Source organism: Pengzhenrongella phosphoraccumulans (genome assembly GCF_045689905.1).
GTDB lineage: Bacteria > Actinomycetota > Actinomycetes > Actinomycetales > Cellulomonadaceae > Pengzhenrongella > Pengzhenrongella phosphoraccumulans.
On the sequence record NZ_CP144210.1, the window covers coordinates 3,760,888 to 3,779,427 of the forward strand.

The 18,540-nt window shown below is 71.1% G+C and carries 15 protein-coding genes; 10 read left to right on the forward strand and 5 right to left on the reverse strand.

The annotated features are described in order from the left end of the window. Window positions 1-175: 175 nt before the first annotated feature. The 6 genes from VTA80_RS17415 (at window position 176) to VTA80_RS17440 (ending at window position 7,617) form a co-directional block, all read left to right on the forward strand. Entirely contained in the window at window positions 176-1,417 is a 1,242-nt protein-coding gene (locus tag VTA80_RS17415; protein WP_407342347.1) for a spermidine/putrescine ABC transporter substrate-binding protein, read from the forward strand. After that, complete coding sequence (locus VTA80_RS17420; protein ID WP_407342348.1) at window positions 1,417-2,595, forward strand: ABC transporter ATP-binding protein; 1,179 nt, start codon at window positions 1,417-1,419, stop codon at window positions 2,593-2,595. Before VTA80_RS17415 ends, VTA80_RS17420 begins: the two co-directional genes overlap by 1 nt. 83 nt (window positions 2,596-2,678) lie before the next feature. Beyond that, the gene (locus tag VTA80_RS17425) at window positions 2,679-3,623 is read left to right on the forward strand and encodes an ABC transporter permease (RefSeq protein WP_407342349.1); all 945 of its coding nucleotides are present in this window, start codon (window positions 2,679-2,681) and stop codon (window positions 3,621-3,623) included. Next, window positions 3,620-4,480 carry an ABC transporter permease gene (locus VTA80_RS17430; RefSeq protein WP_407342350.1) on the forward strand — a complete coding sequence of 287 codons (861 nt, stop codon included), beginning with the start codon at window positions 3,620-3,622 and terminating at the stop codon, window positions 4,478-4,480. The genes VTA80_RS17425 and VTA80_RS17430 overlap by 4 nt, the downstream gene beginning before the upstream one ends. A gap of 57 nt (window positions 4,481-4,537) precedes the next feature. Beyond that, window positions 4,538-5,836 carry a saccharopine dehydrogenase family protein gene (locus VTA80_RS17435; RefSeq protein WP_407342351.1) on the forward strand — a complete coding sequence of 433 codons (1,299 nt, stop codon included), beginning with the start codon at window positions 4,538-4,540 and terminating at the stop codon, window positions 5,834-5,836. A gap of 83 nt (window positions 5,837-5,919) precedes the next feature. After that, window positions 5,920-7,617, forward strand: coding sequence for a DUF222 domain-containing protein (locus tag VTA80_RS17440; protein WP_407342352.1), 1,698 nt, complete (start codon window positions 5,920-5,922; stop codon window positions 7,615-7,617). A 143-nt stretch (window positions 7,618-7,760) separates the two neighbouring features. On the opposite strand, the gene VTA80_RS17445 is transcribed toward VTA80_RS17440, so the two are convergent. From VTA80_RS17445 to gabT, 4 genes are all read right to left on the reverse strand, one after another. Beyond that, window positions 7,761-8,390: a PKD domain-containing protein gene (locus VTA80_RS17445; protein WP_407342353.1), complete on the reverse strand. Its 630-nt coding sequence runs from the start codon at window positions 8,388-8,390 to the stop codon at window positions 7,761-7,763. A gap of 212 nt (window positions 8,391-8,602) precedes the next feature. Next, window positions 8,603-9,226, reverse strand: coding sequence for a DUF6318 family protein (locus tag VTA80_RS17450; protein WP_407342354.1), 624 nt, complete (start codon window positions 9,224-9,226; stop codon window positions 8,603-8,605). 109 nt (window positions 9,227-9,335) lie between these two features. Continuing rightward, the gene (locus tag VTA80_RS17455) at window positions 9,336-10,721 is read right to left on the reverse strand and encodes a transaminase (RefSeq protein ID WP_407342355.1); all 1,386 of its coding nucleotides are present in this window, start codon (window positions 10,719-10,721) and stop codon (window positions 9,336-9,338) included. Window positions 10,722-10,725: 4 nt separating this feature from the next. After that, on the reverse strand, window positions 10,726-12,108 hold the full coding sequence (gene gabT / locus VTA80_RS17460) for a 4-aminobutyrate--2-oxoglutarate transaminase (RefSeq protein ID WP_407342356.1): 1,383 nt from the start codon (window positions 12,106-12,108) through the stop codon (window positions 10,726-10,728). A gap of 141 nt (window positions 12,109-12,249) precedes the next feature. On the opposite strand from gabT, the gene VTA80_RS17465 reads away from it, so the two are divergent. The 3 genes from VTA80_RS17465 (at window position 12,250) to VTA80_RS17475 (ending at window position 15,761) form a co-directional block, all read left to right on the forward strand. Further along, on the forward strand, window positions 12,250-13,614 hold the full coding sequence (locus tag VTA80_RS17465; protein WP_407342357.1) for a M50 family metallopeptidase: 1,365 nt from the start codon (window positions 12,250-12,252) through the stop codon (window positions 13,612-13,614). Between the two features lie 34 nt (window positions 13,615-13,648). Continuing rightward, on the forward strand, window positions 13,649-14,803 hold the full coding sequence (gene ispG / locus VTA80_RS17470) for a flavodoxin-dependent (E)-4-hydroxy-3-methylbut-2-enyl-diphosphate synthase (protein ID WP_407342358.1): 1,155 nt from the start codon (window positions 13,649-13,651) through the stop codon (window positions 14,801-14,803). Window positions 14,804-14,873: 70 nt separating this feature from the next. Continuing rightward, window positions 14,874-15,761: a GNAT family N-acetyltransferase gene (locus VTA80_RS17475; protein WP_407342359.1), complete on the forward strand. Its 888-nt coding sequence runs from the start codon at window positions 14,874-14,876 to the stop codon at window positions 15,759-15,761. A 3-nt stretch (window positions 15,762-15,764) separates the two neighbouring features. On the opposite strand, the gene VTA80_RS17480 is transcribed toward VTA80_RS17475, so the two are convergent. Beyond that, window positions 15,765-16,640 (reverse strand): Fpg/Nei family DNA glycosylase, encoded by an 876-nt coding sequence (locus VTA80_RS17480; protein ID WP_407342361.1) that lies wholly within the window; start codon window positions 16,638-16,640, stop codon window positions 15,765-15,767. 76 nt (window positions 16,641-16,716) lie between these two features. On the opposite strand from VTA80_RS17480, the gene VTA80_RS17485 reads away from it, so the two are divergent. Next, window positions 16,717-18,540: a proline--tRNA ligase gene (locus VTA80_RS17485; RefSeq protein WP_407342362.1), complete on the forward strand. Its 1,824-nt coding sequence runs from the start codon at window positions 16,717-16,719 to the stop codon at window positions 18,538-18,540.

Consider the following 18,540-nt stretch of genomic DNA (forward strand, 5'->3'; position numbering starts at 1 on the left):
GCGACGGGAGCGTCGGATCTCGTCGTGAATGTTCCGAACATGAAACATTTTCGTTGCGAACCATGAGCTCAACCACGGAATCGCTTGTATTCGAGGTGATCCGGTGTCAACATCCCCTCTACGGTGCGGTGTGTTCGACCGCCCGAGCTGCCCGACTCGAGACCGGAGCCAGACGATGAACCACGCGCAGGACCTTCCCGCCGACCCGCTCATCCGTGCCCTGGTCCAGCAAGCCAGGCAGTCCCAGCGGGGCGCGGTGTCGCGGCGGAGCGTCCTGGCCGGCGCTGCGGGCGTCGCCGGCGTCGGTGCGCTGCTGGCCGCGTGCGGCACGGGCGGTACTGCGGGCTCGGCCAAGGCATCGGGTGCGCCGGGCAAGGATGTGTCGGCCACCGACAAGAACGTCTTCTGGGCGAACTGGACGCTGTACCTCGACTACGACGACGCCACCCAGAGCTACCCGTCGCTCGACTCCTTCCAGGAGAAGACCGGCATCACGGCGCACTACGTCGAGGACATCGACGACAACGACACGTACTTCGGCAAGATCCAGGGCCAGCTCGCCAACGGCCAGGACATCGGCCAGGACATCGTCACGTTCACCGACTGGATGGCGGGGCGGATGATCCGCCTGGGCTACACCCAGGAGCTGGCTGCGGCCAACATCCCGAACGCGGCCAACCTGCGCGCGAGCCTGCAGAACGTGGACTTCGACCCGGGCCGCAAGCACTCGCTGACCTGGCAGACCGGGTTCGGCGGCGTGGCGTGGTCGAAGGAGAAGATCCCCGCCGGGATGAAGAGCGTCTCGGACCTGTGGAACCCGGAGTACAAGGGCCGGATCGAGGTCCTCTCGGAGATGCGCGACACCGTCGGGCTGATCATGCTCGAGCAGGGCGTCGACATCGCGGGCGCGTGGGGCGACGACGAGTTCTACGCGGCGCTCGCGGTGCTCACCGAGCACATCGCGTCCGGCCAGATCCGCCAGGTCAAGGGCAACTCGTACAAGGAGGACCTGATCTCGGGCGACGCGGTCGCCGTCATCGGCTGGTCGGGCGACATCACGCAGATCAACTTCGAGAACGACGATCGCTGGTCCTTCGCGCTGCCCGACGCCGGCGGCACGCTGTGGTCGGACAACCTCATGATCCCGATCGGCGCCACGCACAAGGCGAACGCCGAGGCGCTCATGAACTACTACTACGACCCGGCCGTCGCGGCGCAGGTCGCGGCGTACGTCAACTACATCTGCCCGGTCGAGGGGGCGCAGGCCGCGATGGCCGACATCGACCCGACCCTCGTGGACAACCCGCTGATCTTCCCCGACGACGCGACCCTGGCGAAGTCGTTCGTCTTCCGCTCCCTCACCCCGGCCGAAGAGACCAAGTACAACGGCGACTTCCTGACCGCCGTGGGGGCCTGATGGCGCTCGACGTCACCGGGGCGGTCCCCGGCACGGCGCCCACGGCGGTGCGCCCCGCCACCGAGTCGGGCGCCGACCTCGAGCTGGTGCGCGTCTCAAAAGCGTTCGGCTCGTTCCTCGCCGTCGACGACCTGACCCTGACGATCCCGTCGGGGTCGTTCTTCGCCCTGCTCGGCCCGTCGGGCTGCGGCAAGACCACGACCCTGCGCATGGTGGCCGGGCTCGAGCAGCCCACCGCCGGTTCGATCTCGATCGGCGGGCTGGACGTCACCGACCGCAAGGCGTACCAGCGCCCGGTCAACACGGTGTTCCAGAGCTATGCGCTGTTCCCGCACCTCACCGTGCTCGAGAACGTCGCGTTCGGGCTGCGGCGCAAGCATGTGCCCGACGCCGCCGCGCGCGCCGGGGAGGGCCTCGACCTGGTCGAGCTGCGGCACCTCGCCGATCGCAAGCCCGCCCAGCTCTCGGGCGGCCAGCAGCAGCGGGTCGCGCTTGCGCGGGCGCTGGTCAACAACCCCGCGGTGCTGCTGCTGGACGAGCCGCTCGGCGCGCTCGACCTCAAGCTGCGCCGCCAGATGCAGGTCGAGCTCAAGCGGATCCAGATCGAGGTCGGCCTGACGTTCGTGCACGTGACCCACGACCAGGAGGAGGCCATGACCATGGCCGACACCGTCGCGGTCATGAACGCCGGCCGGATCGAGCAGATGGGCTCGCCGGCCGACCTCTACGAGCTGCCGCGCACGGCGTTCGTGGCGAACTTCCTGGGGCAGTCGAACCTGCTGCCCGGCACGGTCCGCGAGGTCCGGGACGGGTGGGTCGGGGTCGACGTCGGCGGCACGCGCGTCGTCGTGCCGCAGGCCCGGGCGGTGTCCAGCGAGGGGAACGTGCTCGTGGGCGTGCGACCGGAGAAGGTCCTGCTGCTACCCGCGGACGAGGAGCTGCCCGACGACGCGAACGTCATCGGGCCCGGGGTGGTCTCGGACGTCTCGTTCACCGGGGTCAGCACGCAGTACCAGGTCGAGGTGCCGGGGCTCGGCACGTTCGGGGTGTTCGCCCAGAACCTCGCCGGCGGCGCAGGGATCGCGGTCGGTGACCGGGTGCGCCTCGCCTGGGCGCCGGGCTTCACCTTCGGTCTGGACGGCGCCGACGACGTGACCGACGGCGTGGACCTCACGTGAGCCTCCCGGGGCCGGAGGCCCGCGCATGAGCACCGACGGGCCGGAGGCCCGCGCATGAGCACCGACGGGCCGGAGGCCCGCGCATGAGCATCGCGGCGGCGCTCGGAACCGAGAACGCGGCCGCCGTCGGGCCGACGGGCGGGCCGGCGATCGCGGCGGTTCCCACGCGCAGGGCGCGCAGCGGTGCGTACCTGCTGCTGCTGCCCGGACTGCTCTACCTGGTCGTCTTCTTCATCCTGCCGGTCGTGGCTCTGCTGGCGACGTCGCTGTACGTGCCGGTCCCCGGCGGCGACGTCGGGGAGTTCCAGCCGGCCCTCCACTGGCAGAACTACCCCGACGCGATCTCGGCGTTCTGGCCGCAGATCGTGCGGTCGTTCGCCTTCGCCCTCATCGCGACCTTCGCGGCGCTGCTGATCGGGTACCCGATGGCCTACGTGATCGCGATCAAGGCGCGCGGCAAGACGCTGCTGCAGGGGCTCCTGCTCGTGCTGCTCATCGCGCCGTTCTTCACCAGCTTCATCCTGCGCACCGTCGCGTGGAAGCAGATCCTGGCCGACGACGCGTTCGTGGTGACCGCGATGAAGTGGCTGCACCTGCTCCCGCCGGACGGCCGCCTGACGGCGACAGCGTTCGCTGTGGTCGCGGGTCTGACCTACAACTTCCTGCCGTTCATGGCACTGCCGATCTACGCCAGCCTGGAGCGGATGGACATCCGGCTGATCGAGGCCGGGGGTGACCTGTACGCGAGCGGGATGAACACGTTCTGGCGGGTCACGCTCCCGCTGTCGATGCCCGGGGTGGTGTCCGGCACCCTGCTGACCTTCATCCCGGCCTCGGGCGACTACGTGAACTCGAGCCTGCTGGGCAACCCGACGAGCACCGCGATGATCGGCCAGGTCATCGACTCGCGGTTCTTCCGGGTCTCCGACTACCCGACGGCGTCGGCGCTGTCCGTGGTGCTCATGGTTGCGATCCTCATCCTCGTCGGGCTCTACGTCCGCCGTGCCGGGACCGAGGACCTCGTATGAGCAACCAGGCGACGGCGACCCCGACCCGGATGCGAGGTGACGCCCCGCGCCGCCGTCGGGCATGGTCCCTGGGTGAGTCGATCGTGCCCGTGTTCGCGACGCTCGGGTTCATCTACCTGATGGTGCCGATCGCGTACACCGTGGCCTTCTCGTTCAACGACGCCGGCCGGTCGAACCTCGTGTGGCGCGGGTTCTCTTTGGCCGCCTGGCAGAACCCGTGCGGTGCACCCCAGGTGTGCCAGTCGCTGGTCAACTCGTTGACCGTCGGGGTGATCGCGACCGCGGTGGCCACGGTGCTCGGCACCCTGATAGCGATCGCGCTGGTGAGGTATCGGTTCCGCGGTCGCACAGCGGCAAACCTGCTGATCTTCCTGCCGATGTCCACCCCCGAGGTCGTGCTGGGGGCGGCGCTGCTCGCGCAGTTCCTGGCGGTGCGGGTCCAGCCGGGGTTCGGCACCGTCGTGGTGGCGCACATCATGTTCTGCATCTCGTTCGTCGTGGTGACGGTCAAGGCGCGCGTCGCGAGCCTCGACCCGAAGCTCGAGGAGGCGGCAGCCGATCTGTACGCCTCGTCGTGGCTCGCCTTCTGGAAGGTCACCTTCCCGCTGCTGGTGCCGGGGATCGCGGCCGCCGCGCTGCTCGCGTTCTCGCTCAGCTTCGACGACTTCATCATCACCAACTTCAACTCGGGCAGCTTCACGACGTTCCCGAAGTTCGTGTACGTCTCGGCGACCCGCGGCATCCCGCCGCAGGCGAACGTCATCGGTTCGATGATGTTCTTCCTCGCGTTCGCGCTGGTCCTCGCGGTCCAGATCATCGGTGCCGTCAAACGGCGCCGCGCGGCAGCGGTGTCCTGAGCGTTCAGCACGTCAGTCCAGTCAACAACTCACAGCAGGCCAGCGAAGGAGCTCGACGTGCGGATCCTGGTAATAGGTAGCGGTGGCGTGGGTGACGCGGTCGCGCGGATCGCGGCGCGGCGCTCGTTCTTCGAGCGCATGGTCGTGGCGGACTACGACCTCGTGCGCGCCGAGCGGACGGTGCAGGCGGCGAACGACCGCGACCTCACGTCCCCCGCCCAGCCGCGGTTCGTCGCGGCACGGGTGGACGCCTCCGACCCGGCCGCGGTGACCGCCCTGGCCCTCGAGCACAGCGCGACGCACGTGCTGAACGCCGTCGACCCCCGGTTCGTGATGTCGGTGTTCACCGGCGCGCTCGGGGCCGAGGCCGACTACCTCGACATGGCGGCGTCCCTGTCGCACCCGCACGCCGAGCGCCCCTACGAGCTGACCGGGGTGAAGCTGGCCGACGAGCAGTTCGCCGCGGAGGTGCTCTGGCGCGATGCGGGCCGGCTGGCCGTGGTGGGGATGGGGGTGGAGCCGGGGCTGTCCGACGTGTTCGCGCGCTACGCCGTCGACCACCTCTTCAGCGAGGTCGACGAGCTGGGCACGCGCGACGGCTCCAACCTCGTGGTGGTGGGGGACGACGGCGAGCCGATCTTCGCGCCGTCGTTCTCGATCTGGACGACGATCGAGGAGTGCCTGAACCCGCCCGTGATCTGGGAGGCCGACCGCGGGTGGTACACCGTGGAGCCGTTCTTCGAGCCGGAGTTCTTCGACTTCCCGGGTGGGATCGGCCCGGTCGAGTGCGTGCACGTCGAGCACGAGGAGGTGCTGCTCATGCCACGGTTCCTCGAGGCGAAGAAGGTCACCTTCAAGTACGGGCTCGGTGAGGAGTTCATCTCGGTGCTGCGCACGCTGCACACGCTCGGGCTGGACCGGACGACTCCGGTGCGGGTCAAGTCGGCGCACCCCGCGAGCCCGGGTGCGGTCTCGGTCAGCCCGCGCGACGTCGTCGCCGCCGTGCTCCCCGACCCCGCGACGCTCGGCCACCGGATGCGCGGCAAGACCTGCGCCGGCCTGCTCGTGACCGGGATAGGCAAGGACGGCGAGCCGCGCGAGGTCTATCTGCACCACATCACGGACAACGAGTGGTCGATGGCCGAGTACGGCGCGCAGTGCGTGGTCTGGCAGACCGCGGTGAACCCCGTCGTGGCGCTCGAGCTCATGGCGACCGGGGTGTGGTCCGGGGTGGGGGTGCTCGGCCCGGAGGCGTTCGACGCCGCGCCGTTCCTCGACCTGCTCGCGGCCGCCGAGCCGGCAGGGTTCGGCTCCCCGTGGGCCATGGAGGAGCGGGTTCCTGGTAGCTCGTCGTAGCGGTAGTTCGTCGTAGCGGGAGTTCTTGCTGGGTCGGGCCGTTCGACAGGACAATGTGGGTGGGTTTGGGTAGAATCAAACACATGTTCGACGACGAGCGGGTGGGCGACGGCGGTGACGCGGGTGACCGCGTGCTGGGCGTGCGAGACGTGCCGCCGCGCCGGGGTGCCGGTGCGGTGCGTGCTCGGGTCGGCGAAACCGTGGCTGTGCCTGCTTTGGGGCGCGCGGTGGGGGTGTCGATCGAGCCCTCGGAGGAGATGGCAGCGCTCTGGGATGCGACGGACGTGCCGGTAGCGGCGCCGGTGCCCCCGGCCGAGCAGGTGGCGTTCTGGGAGTTCATCGACGCGCAGCTGGGCGAGCCGGAGCCGCCGGTGGAGTTCGGGGAGCCGGTCGTGGATGGGCTGGACGACTTCGCGCTGGTGGAGCTGATCGGGGATTTGGAACGTGAGGCGTCGTGTGCGCGGGCGCGGCAGTTGATCGTGGTGGAGGCGTTGTCGCGGCGGGAGTCGATGAACCCGTTCTGGCCCGTGAAGGTCTCCCAGCCGAACATCACGGCCGAGGAGGTCGCCGCCGCCCTGGGCACCTCCCGCGCCGCTGGCCGGACCCTGGTGGACACCGCCCGGCTGCTGGCCGGCCCCCTGCTACCCACCGCCGCCGCCCTGCGGTGCGGGGACATCGACTGGGGCAAAGCCAAGATCTTCGCCGCCGTGCTGGGCGACGTCGCGGTGCAGGTCGCCGTGGACGTGCAGGCCCGGGTGCTGCCCGACGCGGGTCGGCGCACCCACGCCCAGCTGCGCCGGGACCTGGCCAAAGCGTTGATCGTGGTCGACCCCACCGACGCCGAACAACGCACCGTGCGCGCGGTCGACAAACGCCGCGTGTGCCACCCCAAGCGCCTGGCAGACGGCATGGCCGGCATCTGGGCCGTGCTGCCCGCCGCCGTGGCCACCCAGATCGACAACGCCCTGAGTACCGCGGCCCGCACCGCGCGCACCGCCGGCGACCCCCGCACCCCCGACCAGCTGCGCGCCGACACCCTTGCCGCCGCCCTGACCGGCACCTGCGGTCACGGGTCCCTCGGGGTCGGGGCGTTCGCGGCCGGGCCGTTCGGACCCGGGGCGTCGATCGGCGGGTTGACCGGAGTCGGGAGCTGCTGTGTCGGGGCGTTCGGGTCCGGGGCGTCCAACGGTGGTTCGTGCGCCGCGGGGCCGTCGGCGGCCGGGACTTCCACCTCCGGTGCGTGTGGTCGGGGGTGTGCCGGGGTGCGCGTGGACGTGACCGTGTCCCTGGCCACCCTGCTCGGGGCGGACGAGAACCCCGGGGAGCTGGCCGGGTACGGACCGATCACGGCGCAGACCGCCCGCCGGTTGGCTGCCGTGGGCACGTGGCGGCGCCTGGTGACCGACCCCACCTCGGGCACCGTCCTGGACGTGGGCACAACCCGGTACCGGCCCCCCGACGACCTCGCCGCGATCATCCGCGCCCGCGACACCCGGTGTCTGTTGCCGATCTGCGAGATCCCCTCCCATCGCTGCGAGCTGGACCACCGCGACCCGTTCCACCCCGACGGCACCGGCGGATCCACCTCCGCCGCCAACCTCAACCCGCTGTGCAAACGCGACCACCTGATCAAGACCCACGCCCGCTGGCGCCTGACCCGATCCACGGACGGCACCGCGACCTGGACCACCCCCACCGGCCACGTCTACCACCACCGACCCGAACCACCCCCCGGACACGAACCCCCACTCGCCTGGGACCCCGCACCACCACCGTTCTGACCCGACCCGCGGGGGAGGGAGTGTCCGATAGACGGTGTAACTGCCGTCTGGCGGTTTAGTTCATCGACGGGTTGATGCGTTCGTCGAAGGATCGCGACGGCGTTCAACGCTGCGTTCTCAATCGCGGGCGTCTCATCGCATGTTCAGGTGGGGTCGGCGACGAGGTGGGGTTGGGCGGTGTGGACGGTCAGTGGGTCGCTGGTGGTGGTGGTTTGGGCGGTGCCGGTGATGGGTTGCCAGGTGGTGTAGCCGTCGATGAGGAACTCGCCGGTCCATCGGGTGGTGAGCGTGAGGTGGTGGGTGCCGGCGGTGCGGTAGGTGTGGGTCAGGCTTTGGTGGGGGTAGGGGTGGCCGGGGTCGGTGGTGGTCACTGGGGTGGTGTGGTCGTCGAAGTCCCAGGTGAACTCGCTGGGGGTGGCGCGCACGGTGACCGCGACGCCCAGGACGGTGGTGCGCAGGGTCTGGGGTGGGTTGGGGGTGAAGACGATGGTGGGGATGTTCGCCAGGGTCCACCCGGTGGGGGGTTCGATGGTGATGGTGGACGGGGTCAGGGGCAGGCGTTGGAAGTCGGTGGTGGTCAGGGTCGGGAAGCCGGGGTCGGTGGGGCAGGTGCTGGTCCCGGCGAGCAGGATCCAGGGGGTCCACCCGGTGGGTGTGGTCGCATCGGCGGTGCGGGTCCATAGCGGGGGCAGCGCGACTTGTCCTGCGGGGCAGGTCGGCGACGGCACTGGTGCGGCGCCGTTGGGGCAGTCCGGGGTGTCCAAGGTCCCCAACGCCGGATTGGGACACTGCGCCGTGCGCAGATACGCCACCACCGGTCCCGCGGCTGCGCCCGAGAGTCCGGTGCTGGTCTGAGTGGCGGAACTTCTTCCATCAAGGGTGACTGAGTCATCCTCGGTGCCCCCGCCAATTCGGGTGTCAGCGAGCGAACTGGATGCGGAGGCCACGATGATTGCGATCGCAAGGGTCCCGACGAGCGCCCGCTTCACTTGTCTGGCTCATCGGTCGTCTTCACCGCGTGGATTGACCACCCCAAGGAGGACCAGGCGATGTCGAGCTGAGCAAGTGTTCTGCCGCCCGTCATCTCGTTGCGAACACTTCCGTTCGCGGCGACTTCACGAGAGGGGCTCTCCACCAACTCGAGGTCGATGGGGTAGATGCCCGTCGACGCGTTCAACGGGAATGATTTCGCGGCAGCGACTTCGATCTCGCCGCCATCTATGCGCGTGCCGGCTCCGTGCAAGAGCTTGACCGCCTCGGAGACCCCTGAGCAATATCCGCAGGCGGGATCGCTCATGGCGTTCCACGCGAGCAGGTCACCGCTGGCGTAGGCGTATGGGTACAGGGAGATGAAGTACGTGGCGGCGGCGATGGCGCCTTCGGTGTCGTCGCGGTCCATCGCGGCGGGGCGCTGTGGGGGTGCGATGGGGGTCGGGGTGGGGGACGGCGTCGTCGTCGGCCCGGCGGGGTGAACGATGCCGGGGGTGCCGGGTGCTGATGGCGCCGGTGCCGCCGTGGCTGTGCACCCGGCGAGGGTCAATGCCGCCGCGAACGCCAGGGTCGTGGCCCGGATGGCACCGACCCGGAGGATCCCGTCGCCGTCGTGCATCACCCGCCTGGACTGCCCCCCGCGCTGCGCCATGGCGCGACCGTAGCCGAGATGCTCCGGTTCCTGACCGTTTTGGTGTGGTCTGTGGATGCCGCCTTGCGCGGTGGCCTCAGGGGGCGAGGGTGGCGGCGGCCTCTGCGAACGCGTCGGTGTGGGCGTCGACGTCGGTGGTCGTCGTCGCGGGGCTCATCAGGGCCATGTTGTGGAACGGCGTGAGCAGCACGCGCCGGTTCAGCGCCTGCAGGTGGAGATACTGCTGCAGGGGGAAGTCGTCGTCGGCTGCCGCCTGGGCGCCGTCGCGCGGTGGCGCGAGCGAGAAGGCGTACTCGGCCCGCGCGCCGAGCTGCGTGACGTGCCAGGGCAGGCCGACGTCGTCCAGCACGCCCTGGACCCCGGCCGTCCACCGGGCGGCGAGCGCGGTCATGGACGCGAAGACGTCGTCGGTCAGGACCTGCGTCAGCGTCGCCCGCACGGCGGCCATCGACAGCGCGTTGCCAGCGAGGGTGCCGCCGACCCCGCCGACGTCGATGTCCTCGAGGGCGACGCTCGCGTGCACGAGGGCCGCGAGAGAGGCGGTCATGCCGAACGCCGCCGCGGGGATCCGGCCGCCGATCGTCTTGTCGACGACGACGGCGTCGGGCTCGAGCTCCCAGGCCCGTACCGCACCGCCAGGTCCGACGCACAGCGTGTGGGTCTCGTCGATGATCAGCACGGTTCCATGAGCGCGGGTCAGCGCGCGCAGGGCGTCGTGGAATCCGGGGTCGGGCAGGACGATGCCGATGTTGGTCATCGCGGGCTCGGCCAGCACCGCGGCAACATCGCCGACCGCGAGGGCCGCGGCGAGCGCGGCGACGTCGTTGAACGGCACCACCACCGTGGTCTCGGCCAGCGGCACGGGGGCGCCGATGTTGCCGCGTCGCGCGACCACCCGGCCGGCGGCATCGAGGGTGGCGAAGCTTTCGTCGACGCTGCCGTGGTAGCAGTAGTCGAAGACCAGCACCTTCGGTCGACCGGTGACCTGGCGGGCGTAGCGCAGGAGATGGCGGTTGGCATCCGTCGCCGAGAGCGTGAACTGCCACTGCGTCACGGGCTCCGGCCCCCGGCCGAACCGGCGGGTGAGCTCGGCCGCGACGGGTGCGGCATCCGGGGTGGGGAGCATCGCGGTCATCCCGCGCGCCGCCTGGCGCTGGACCGCAGCGACGGTCGCGGCGGGGGAGTGCCCGGACATCGCGCCGGTGTCACCCAGGCACAGGTCCGCGTGCTCGAGGCCGTCCGCGCAGGTGAAGCGCGCACCGACCGCGTCGACGACGTGCACCGGAAAGGCACCGGGCCACTTGGCCATCCAGGACATCGGGACCCCGAGCGGCATGTGGGCGCGACCGGCCGCCGCGAGCTCCCCGCAGCGCGGGTGGTCCCCGACGAACCGGCGATGCTCGTCGGCGAGCCCCGAGGTCAGGGCATCGCGGTCGACGGCGCGCACGGCGTTCGCCGGCACGGGCTCAGCGCTCGCCGACCGGCGCCGGGCCGGCCCCGACGACGACGTCGTCCAGGACGTCCAGCGCGTCGTCGAGCAGGGCAAGGTCGATGACGAGCGGCGGCAGGAACCGCAGCACGTTGCCGAAGGTGCCGCAGGTCAGCACGAGCACGCCGCGCTGGGCGCACTCGCGGGCGATCCGGGCGGCCTCGGCGGCATCAGGCTCGAGCGTGCCGGGGCGAACGAGCTCGACGGCCAGCATCGCGCCACGTCCGCGGACCTCGGCGATCTGCGGGGCGCGTGCGGCGAGAGCGCGCAGGCGCGGCACCATGTGGGCCTCGATCGCGCGGGCTGCCCCCGCGAGGTCCGCCTGCTCGTACAGGTCGATCGCGGCGAGCGCGGCGGCGCACGCCACCGGGCTGCCGCCGAACGTCCCGCCGAGCCCGCCGCCGTGGACGGCGTCCATGAGGTCCGCCCGCCCCGTGACGGCCGCGAGCGGGAGCCCGCCGGCGATCCCCTTGGCCATGGTGATGAGGTCGGGCACGACCCCCTCGTGCTCGCACGCGAACATCGCGCCGGTCCGGGCGAACCCGGTCTGGACCTCGTCGGCGACGAACACGACGCCGTTCGCGCGGGCCCACGTCGCGAGCGCCGGCAGGAAGCCCGGCGCGGGGACGATGAAGCCGCCCTCGCCGAGGATCGGTTCGATGACGATCGCGGCCACCTGGTCGGCGCCGATCTGCTTCTCGATCATCGCGATGGCCCGGGCGGCGGCGTCGGCGCCGCTGATCGCGACCGGCTCGCGCAGCGGGTACGACGCCGGGACCCGGTAGACCTCGCCCGCGAACGGACCGAACCCGGTCTTGTACGGCATCGCCTTGGCGGTCATCGCCATCGTGAGGTTGGTGCGCCCGTGGTAGGCGTGGTCGAAGACGACGACGGCGTCGCGTCCCGTCGCGCGCCGCGCGATCTTCACCGCGTTCTCGACCGCCTCGGCGCCCGAGTTGACGAGGACCGAACGCTTCTCGTGGTCGCCGGGAGTCAGACGCGCCAGGGCCTCGCAGACGGCGACGTACCCCTCGTACGGCGCGATCATGAAGCAGGTGTGCGTGAAGTCGGCGGCCTGGTCGGCCACAGCCGCGACCACGGCCGGTGCGGAGTTGCCCACCGACGTCACCGCGATGCCCGAGCCGAGGTCGATGAAGGTGTTCCCGTCGACGTCCTCGAGGACGCCGCCGCCGGCGCGCGCGACGAAGACCGGCAGCGAGCTCGTCACCCCGGCGGCCACCACGGCGGACCTGCGCTTCGCGAGCGCGACGGAACGGGGACCGGGCACGGCCGTCACGAGCAGGCGGCGCTGCGGCAGGTCCGGACGGACGAGGGGATGTGTCGCGGATTCGGCGGTCATGCCCCGAACATACCGGTGGATTTCGCGGATTGGGAGCCCTTGGGCGACGGAAACCGTGGCCCCCTCTCCAGGGATGTAGAAGTGCTGTCAGGCGAGATACTTGCCGTGAGGACGTGCAGCGAACTGTCAGACTCCCGGGGGATGATGGTCGCCCTCGTACTGCGTGGCACCCGGCGCCCGCACGGATCGGAGACGTACATGGCCTACTTCGTGGGTGTGCTCGTGATGGTCGCGGGCCTGCTGCTGTCGATCGCGCTGCACGAGGTCGGCCACATGGTGCCCGCGAAGAAGTTCGGCGTGCGCGTCAGCCAGTACATGGTCGGGTTCGGCCCGACGTTGTGGTCCCGCACCAAGGGCGAGACCGAGTACGGCGTGAAGGCGATCCCGCTGGGCGGCTACGTGCGGCTCGTGGGGATGTACCCGACCCCGGACGCCGTCGGGAACCCGCCCGTGCGCAACTGGTTCGGCCGGGTCGCCCAGGATGCCCGCGAGGCGAGCAGCGAGGAGATCCGCCCGGGGGAGGACCACCGCGCGTTCTACCGGCTGTCGACCCCCAAGAAGCTCGTGGTCATGCTCGGCGGGCCCGTCATGAACCTTGTCATCGCCACGGTGCTGCTGGGCGTCATCCTCGTGGGGTTCGGGGTCCCGACCGCCACGTCGACGGTCGCCGCCGTCACCCCTTGCGTACCCGCCGCGGGGTCGCAGGACTGCACCAGCACCGACCCGAAGTCGCCGGCCGCGGCGGCCGGGCTCGAGTCCGGGGACGTCATCACGTCGTTCGACGGTGTGGCGGTCGACTCCTGGACGCAGCTCTCGGGCCTGATCCGCTCGTCCGGCGGCGACACGGTCCAGGTCGTGGTCGAGCGGGGCGGCGCCGAACAAACCCTCACCGTGAACCCGGTCCAGGTGGAGCGCCCGATCCTCGACGCGAACGGCGCCGCCGTCGTGGCGGCCGACGGCACCGCCCGCACGGAGCCTGTCGGCTACCTCGGCATCGGCCCGGAGTTCGCCCTGCAGCGCCAGCCGGTGTCCGCTATCCCGGCGGCCGTCGGTCAGGGCGTCGTCGGGACCGCTGCCGTGGTCCTGGCTCTGCCCGCGCGCGTGGTCGACGTCGCGCAGTCGGCGTTCGGGACGCAGGCGCGTTCGCAGAACTCGATCATCGGACCGGTCGGGATCGGCCGGATCGCGGGTGAGGTGGCGGCCGACGGCGGCGGCGACTTCGGCCTCACGGGTCAGGTCCTCACGATGCTCAGCCTGCTCGCCTCGCTCAACATCGCGCTCTTCGTGTTCAACCTCATCCCGCTGCTCCCGCTCGACGGCGGCCACGTCGCCGGCGCGCTCTGGGAGGGCGCACGTCGCCAGGTGGCGAAGGTGCGCGGCCTGCCGCGGCCCCGCCCGGTCGACATCGCCCGGATGATGCCGCTGGCCTACGGGGTGTTCATCCTGCTCACCGGTGTGGGTGTGCTGCTCATCTACGCCGACATCGTGCGTCCGGTCACACTGTGAGGCCCGCGCAGACGCGAGGAGGGATACTGACCCGGTGAGCATCCCGATCAGTCTGGGTATGCCGGCGGCACCTGCCCCGGTCTTGGCCCCCCGCCGACCTACCCGCAAGATCAAGGTGGGAAAGATCAATGTCGGCGGCGACGCCCCGGTCAGCGTGCAGTCCATGTGCACCACGCAGACCACCGACATCAACGCGACCCTGCAGCAGATCGCGGCGCTGACCGCGGCCGGCTGTGACATCGTCCGGGTCGCCGTACCGACGCAGGACGACGCCGACGCGCTCGCCACGATCGCGCGCAAGTCGCAGCTCCCGGTGATCGCCGACATCCACTTCCAGCCGAAGTATGTCTTCACCGCGATCGATGCGGGCTGCGCGGCGGTCCGGGTCAACCCGGGCAACATCCGCAAGTTCGACGATCAGGTCAAGCAGATCGCCAAGGCCGCGTCCGACGCCGGCGTGTCGATCCGGATCGGCGTCAACGCCGGCTCGCTGGACCCCCGGCTCATGGCCAAGTACGGCAAGGCCACGCCCGAGGCGCTCGTCGAGTCCGCGGTCTGGGAGGCGTCCCTGTTCGAGGAGCACGGCTTCCACGACTTCAAGATCTCGGTCAAGCACAACGACCCCGTGGTCATGGTCCGGGCGTACGAGCTGCTCTCCGAGCAGGGCGACTGGCCGCTGCACCTCGGCGTGACCGAGGCGGGCCCGGCGTTCCAGGGCACGATCAAGTCCGCGACCGCGTTCGGCGCGCTGCTGAGCAAGGGCATCGGCGACACCATCCGGGTCTCGCTCTCGGCCCCGCCGGTCGAGGAGGTCAAGGTCGGGATCCAGATCCTGCAGTCCCTCAACCTGCGGCCCCGCAAGCTCGAGATCGTCTCGTGCCCGTCGTGCGGTCGCGCCCAGGTCGACGTCTACTCGCTCGCGGAGCGCGTCACTGCCGGCCTCGAGGGGCTTGAGGTGCCGCTGCGCGTGGCCGTCATGGGCTGCGTCGTGAACGGCCCCGGCGAGGCGCGCGAGGCTGACCTCGGCGTGGCCTCCGGCAACGGCAAGGGTCAGATCTTCGTCCGCGGCGTGGTCGTCAAGACCGTGCCCGAGTCGAAGATCGTCGAGACCCTCATCGAGGAGGCCATGCGCCTCGCCGAGTCGATGGAGCCGGTCAAGGACGCGGCACCGGTCGTCACGGTCTCCTGACCGCGATGCCTGTGACACCCCGAGGTGAGGATCGACTCACTTTGGGGGGTCAATAGTGCACAATTGGGTAATGGGACGCTGGCGCGACGCCACTCTGGAGGCAACGGCAACAGGTGGACGCGTCCTCGACGACGCCGATCTTCCCGCTGCGGCCCGGGTGTGCGCCCAGATGCCGGTGCAGTCCGTCCTGGCCGCCAATCGGATCGAGGCGGTCACGCGTTCCGGTCTGAGGACCTCGGGCGGGCAGCTGTGGGGCTACGAGCGCGCGGGTGAGCTCACTGCGGTGTGCTGGGCCGGGGCGAACCTGGTCCCGGTCGTCCCTGCGGGCACCGACGCCGCGCTCGACGCCTTCGCCGACCTGGCCCGGGCGCAGGGGCGTCGTTGCTCGTCGATCGTGGGGGAGTCCGACGCCGCGCTCGGCCTGTGGGCTCGGCTCGCCGACTCCTGGTCGAAGCCGCGCGAGGTCCGGGGAAACCAGCCGTCGCTCGCGATCGACGGCGACCCGCTCGTCGAGCCCGACCAGTTCGTGCGCCGCTCCTTGCCGAACGAGTACCACCTCATCCTTCCCGCGTGCGTGCAGATGTTCACCGAGGAGGTCGGGTACTCGCCGGCGTCGGGCGTGAACGGCCCGTACGAGACCCGGGTCCGCTCCCTGATCGCCGAGGACCGCTCGTTCGTCCGCCTCGTGCGCGGGCCGGACGGTGTCGAGGTGGCGTTCAAGGCCGAGCTCGGTGCCGTCGCCGGCGGGGTCGCGCAGGTGCAGGGGGTCTGGGTGACCCCTTCCCTCCGCGGTCGCAAGCTCTCCGAACGGGGGATGGCCGCCGTGGTCGTCATGACGCGTGAGGCCGTGGCTCCGATCGTGTCGCTGTACGTCAACGACTACAACACGCGCGCCCTGGCCGCGTACCAGCGGGTGGGCTTCCAGCAGGTCGGCACGTTTGCGACGGTGCTGTTCTAGCCGCTAACGCAGCAGGCGCGACAGCCGCCGGTCGGCCAGCGGTCGGCCGCCCGTCTGGCACGTCGGGCAGTACTGCAGCGTGGAGTCGGCGAACGACACCTCATGCACCGTGTCGCCGCACGGCACCCCGTTCCAGCCCGGGCATGGCTGCCCGGTCCGCGCGTGCACGCGCATCCCGCGTCGCTTGGCGTCCTTCAGCTCCGCGGCGGGCTTGCCCGACGACGACGCGACCGCGCCGTTGAGCACGTCGACGACGGCGGCGTGCAGCAGTGCCGTCCGCTTCGCATCGAAGGAGCGGGTCAGTGCGAACGGGCTCTCGCGCGCCGCGTGCAGGATCTCGTCCGAGTACGCGTTGCCGATCCCCGCGATCGTCGACTGGTCCCGCAGCAGGCCCTTGATCTGCTGGTTGCGGGCGGCGAGCAGCTCGCCCAGGCGCTCGACGGTGAAGTCAGGGCCGAGTGGCTCCACCCCGAGCGTCGCGATCGCGCGGATCGTGGCCGGGTCCTCGACGATGTGCACGGCGAGCCGCTTGCGGGTGCCGGCCTCGGTGAGGTCGAACCCCGCGCCGTCGGCCAGTCGCGCTCGCAGGGCGAGCGGGGATTTGCCCGGCCGGACCGGGCCCGTGGGGGCCGAGTCGTACCAGCGCACCCAGCCCGCCCGGGCGAGGTGAAAGACGAGGTGCGGGCCGGACGTCGTCACATCGAGCCACTTCCCGTGCCGCTCGACGTCGACCACCGGGCGCCCGACGAGGTCGGCCGGGGCGGGGGCGAACGTCTTCAGCGCACTGATCGACCCGATGTCGACCGCCGCCAGCACGCGCCCGACCGCGCGTTCGCGCAGGAACCGCGCGAGCGCCTCGACCTCCGGAAGCTCAGGCATCCGCCCATCGTGGCGCACCGCCCGCGCCCCGTCCCGCCGAACGGGCCCCGCCGGGGCGGCCAGTAGGCTGGCGCCCATGCTGCTGCGGATGTCGACCCTGTTTGTCCGGACCCTGCGCCAGGACCCGGCGGACGCCGAGGTGGCCAGTCATCGGCTCCTCGTGCGTGCCGGCTACATCCGCCGGGCGGCGCCCGGCATCTACACCTGGCTCCCGCTCGGCCTGCGCGTGCTGCGCAAGGTGGAGGCCGTGGTGCGCGAGGAGATGGACGCCGCCGGTGCGCAGGAGGTGCACTTCCCGGCGCTGCTCCCCAAGGAGCCGTACGAGGTGACCGGCCGCTGGACGGAGTACGGGCCGAACATCTTCCGGCTCAAGGACCGCAAGGGCGGGGACTACCTGCTCGCGCCGACGCACGAAGAGCTCTTCACGCTGCTGGTCAAGGACCTGTACTCGTCCTACAAGGACCTGCCGCTCGCGCTCTACCAGATCCAGACGAAGTACCGCGACGAGGTCCGGCCGCGCGCCGGGCTCATCCGGGGCCGCGAGTTCATCATGAAGGACGCCTACTCGTTCGATGTCGACGACGCCGGGCTCGAGGCCTCGTACCAGATCCAGCGCGACACGTACCGGCGGATCTTCGACCGCCTCGGGCTCGAGTACGTCATCGTTGCCGCGACGTCCGGCGCGATGGGTGGGTCGAGGAGCGAGGAGTTCCTCACCCCGACCGCGATCGGCGAGGACACCTACGTGCGCTCGGCCGGCGGCTACACCGCCAACGTCGAGGCCGTGACCACGCCCGCGCCGCCGGAGATCGACTTCGCGTCCGCGCCGGTCGCGCACGTCGAGGACACCCCGGACACCCCGACCATCGACTCGCTCGTGGCCGTCGCGAACGCCCGGTTCCCCCGCGAAGACCGCCCGTGGACGGGTGCGGACACCCTGAAGAACGTGGTGCTCGCGCTGGTGCGCCCCACCGGGGAGCGCGAGCTGCTCGTCGTCGGGCTGCCCGGCGACCGTGAGGTCGACCTCAAGCGCCTCGAGGCCGCCATGGCCCCGGCCGAGGTCGAGACCGCTACGCCGGCGGATCTCGCCGCCCGGCCCGAGCTCGTCGCGGGGTACATCGGACCGGAGAGCCTGGGCGAGAACGCCGGGCTCGACGCCAAGGGTGCGCCGCTCGGCGTGCGCTACCTGCTCGACCCCCGGATCGTCAGCGGCACCCGGTGGATCACCGGTGCGAACGCGCCCGGCAGGCACGTCTTCGACCTCGTCGCGGGCCGGGACTTCCTCGCCGCGGCTCAGGACGGCGCGGACAACACGGTCGAGGCCGCCGAGGTCCGGGCCGGTGACCAGGCCCCGGACGGTTCGGGTCCGCTCGAGCTCGCCCGGGGGATCGAGATCGGCCACATCTTCGCGCTCGGTCGCAAGTACGCGGCCGCGCTCGGTCTGACGGTGCTCGACCACAACGGCAAGGCCGTGGTCGTCACGATGGGTTCGTACGGCATCGGGGTCTCCCGGGTCCTGGCCGCCCTGGCCGAGGCCCACCACGACGACGTCGGCCTCGCCTGGCCGCCGCAGGTCGCCCCCGCCCACGTGCACGTCGTGGCCACCGGCAAGGACCCGGCCGTGTTCGAGGCGGCGGAGTCGCTCGCGACCACGTTGTCGTCGCGGGGCATCGAGGTGCTCTACGACGACCGCAAGAAGGTCTCGCCCGGCGTGAAGTTCGCCGATGCCGAGCTGCTGGGCGTCCCGCTCGTCGTGGTCGTGGGTCGCGGGCTGACCGACGGCGTCGTCGAGGTCCGGCCGCGTCGTGCGGGTCCGGACGGTCCCTCGGCCGAGCAGGTGCCGGTCGCGGAGGCGCCCGACCGGATCGCCGAGCTCGTGGACGCGCTGCTCGCGGGCTGA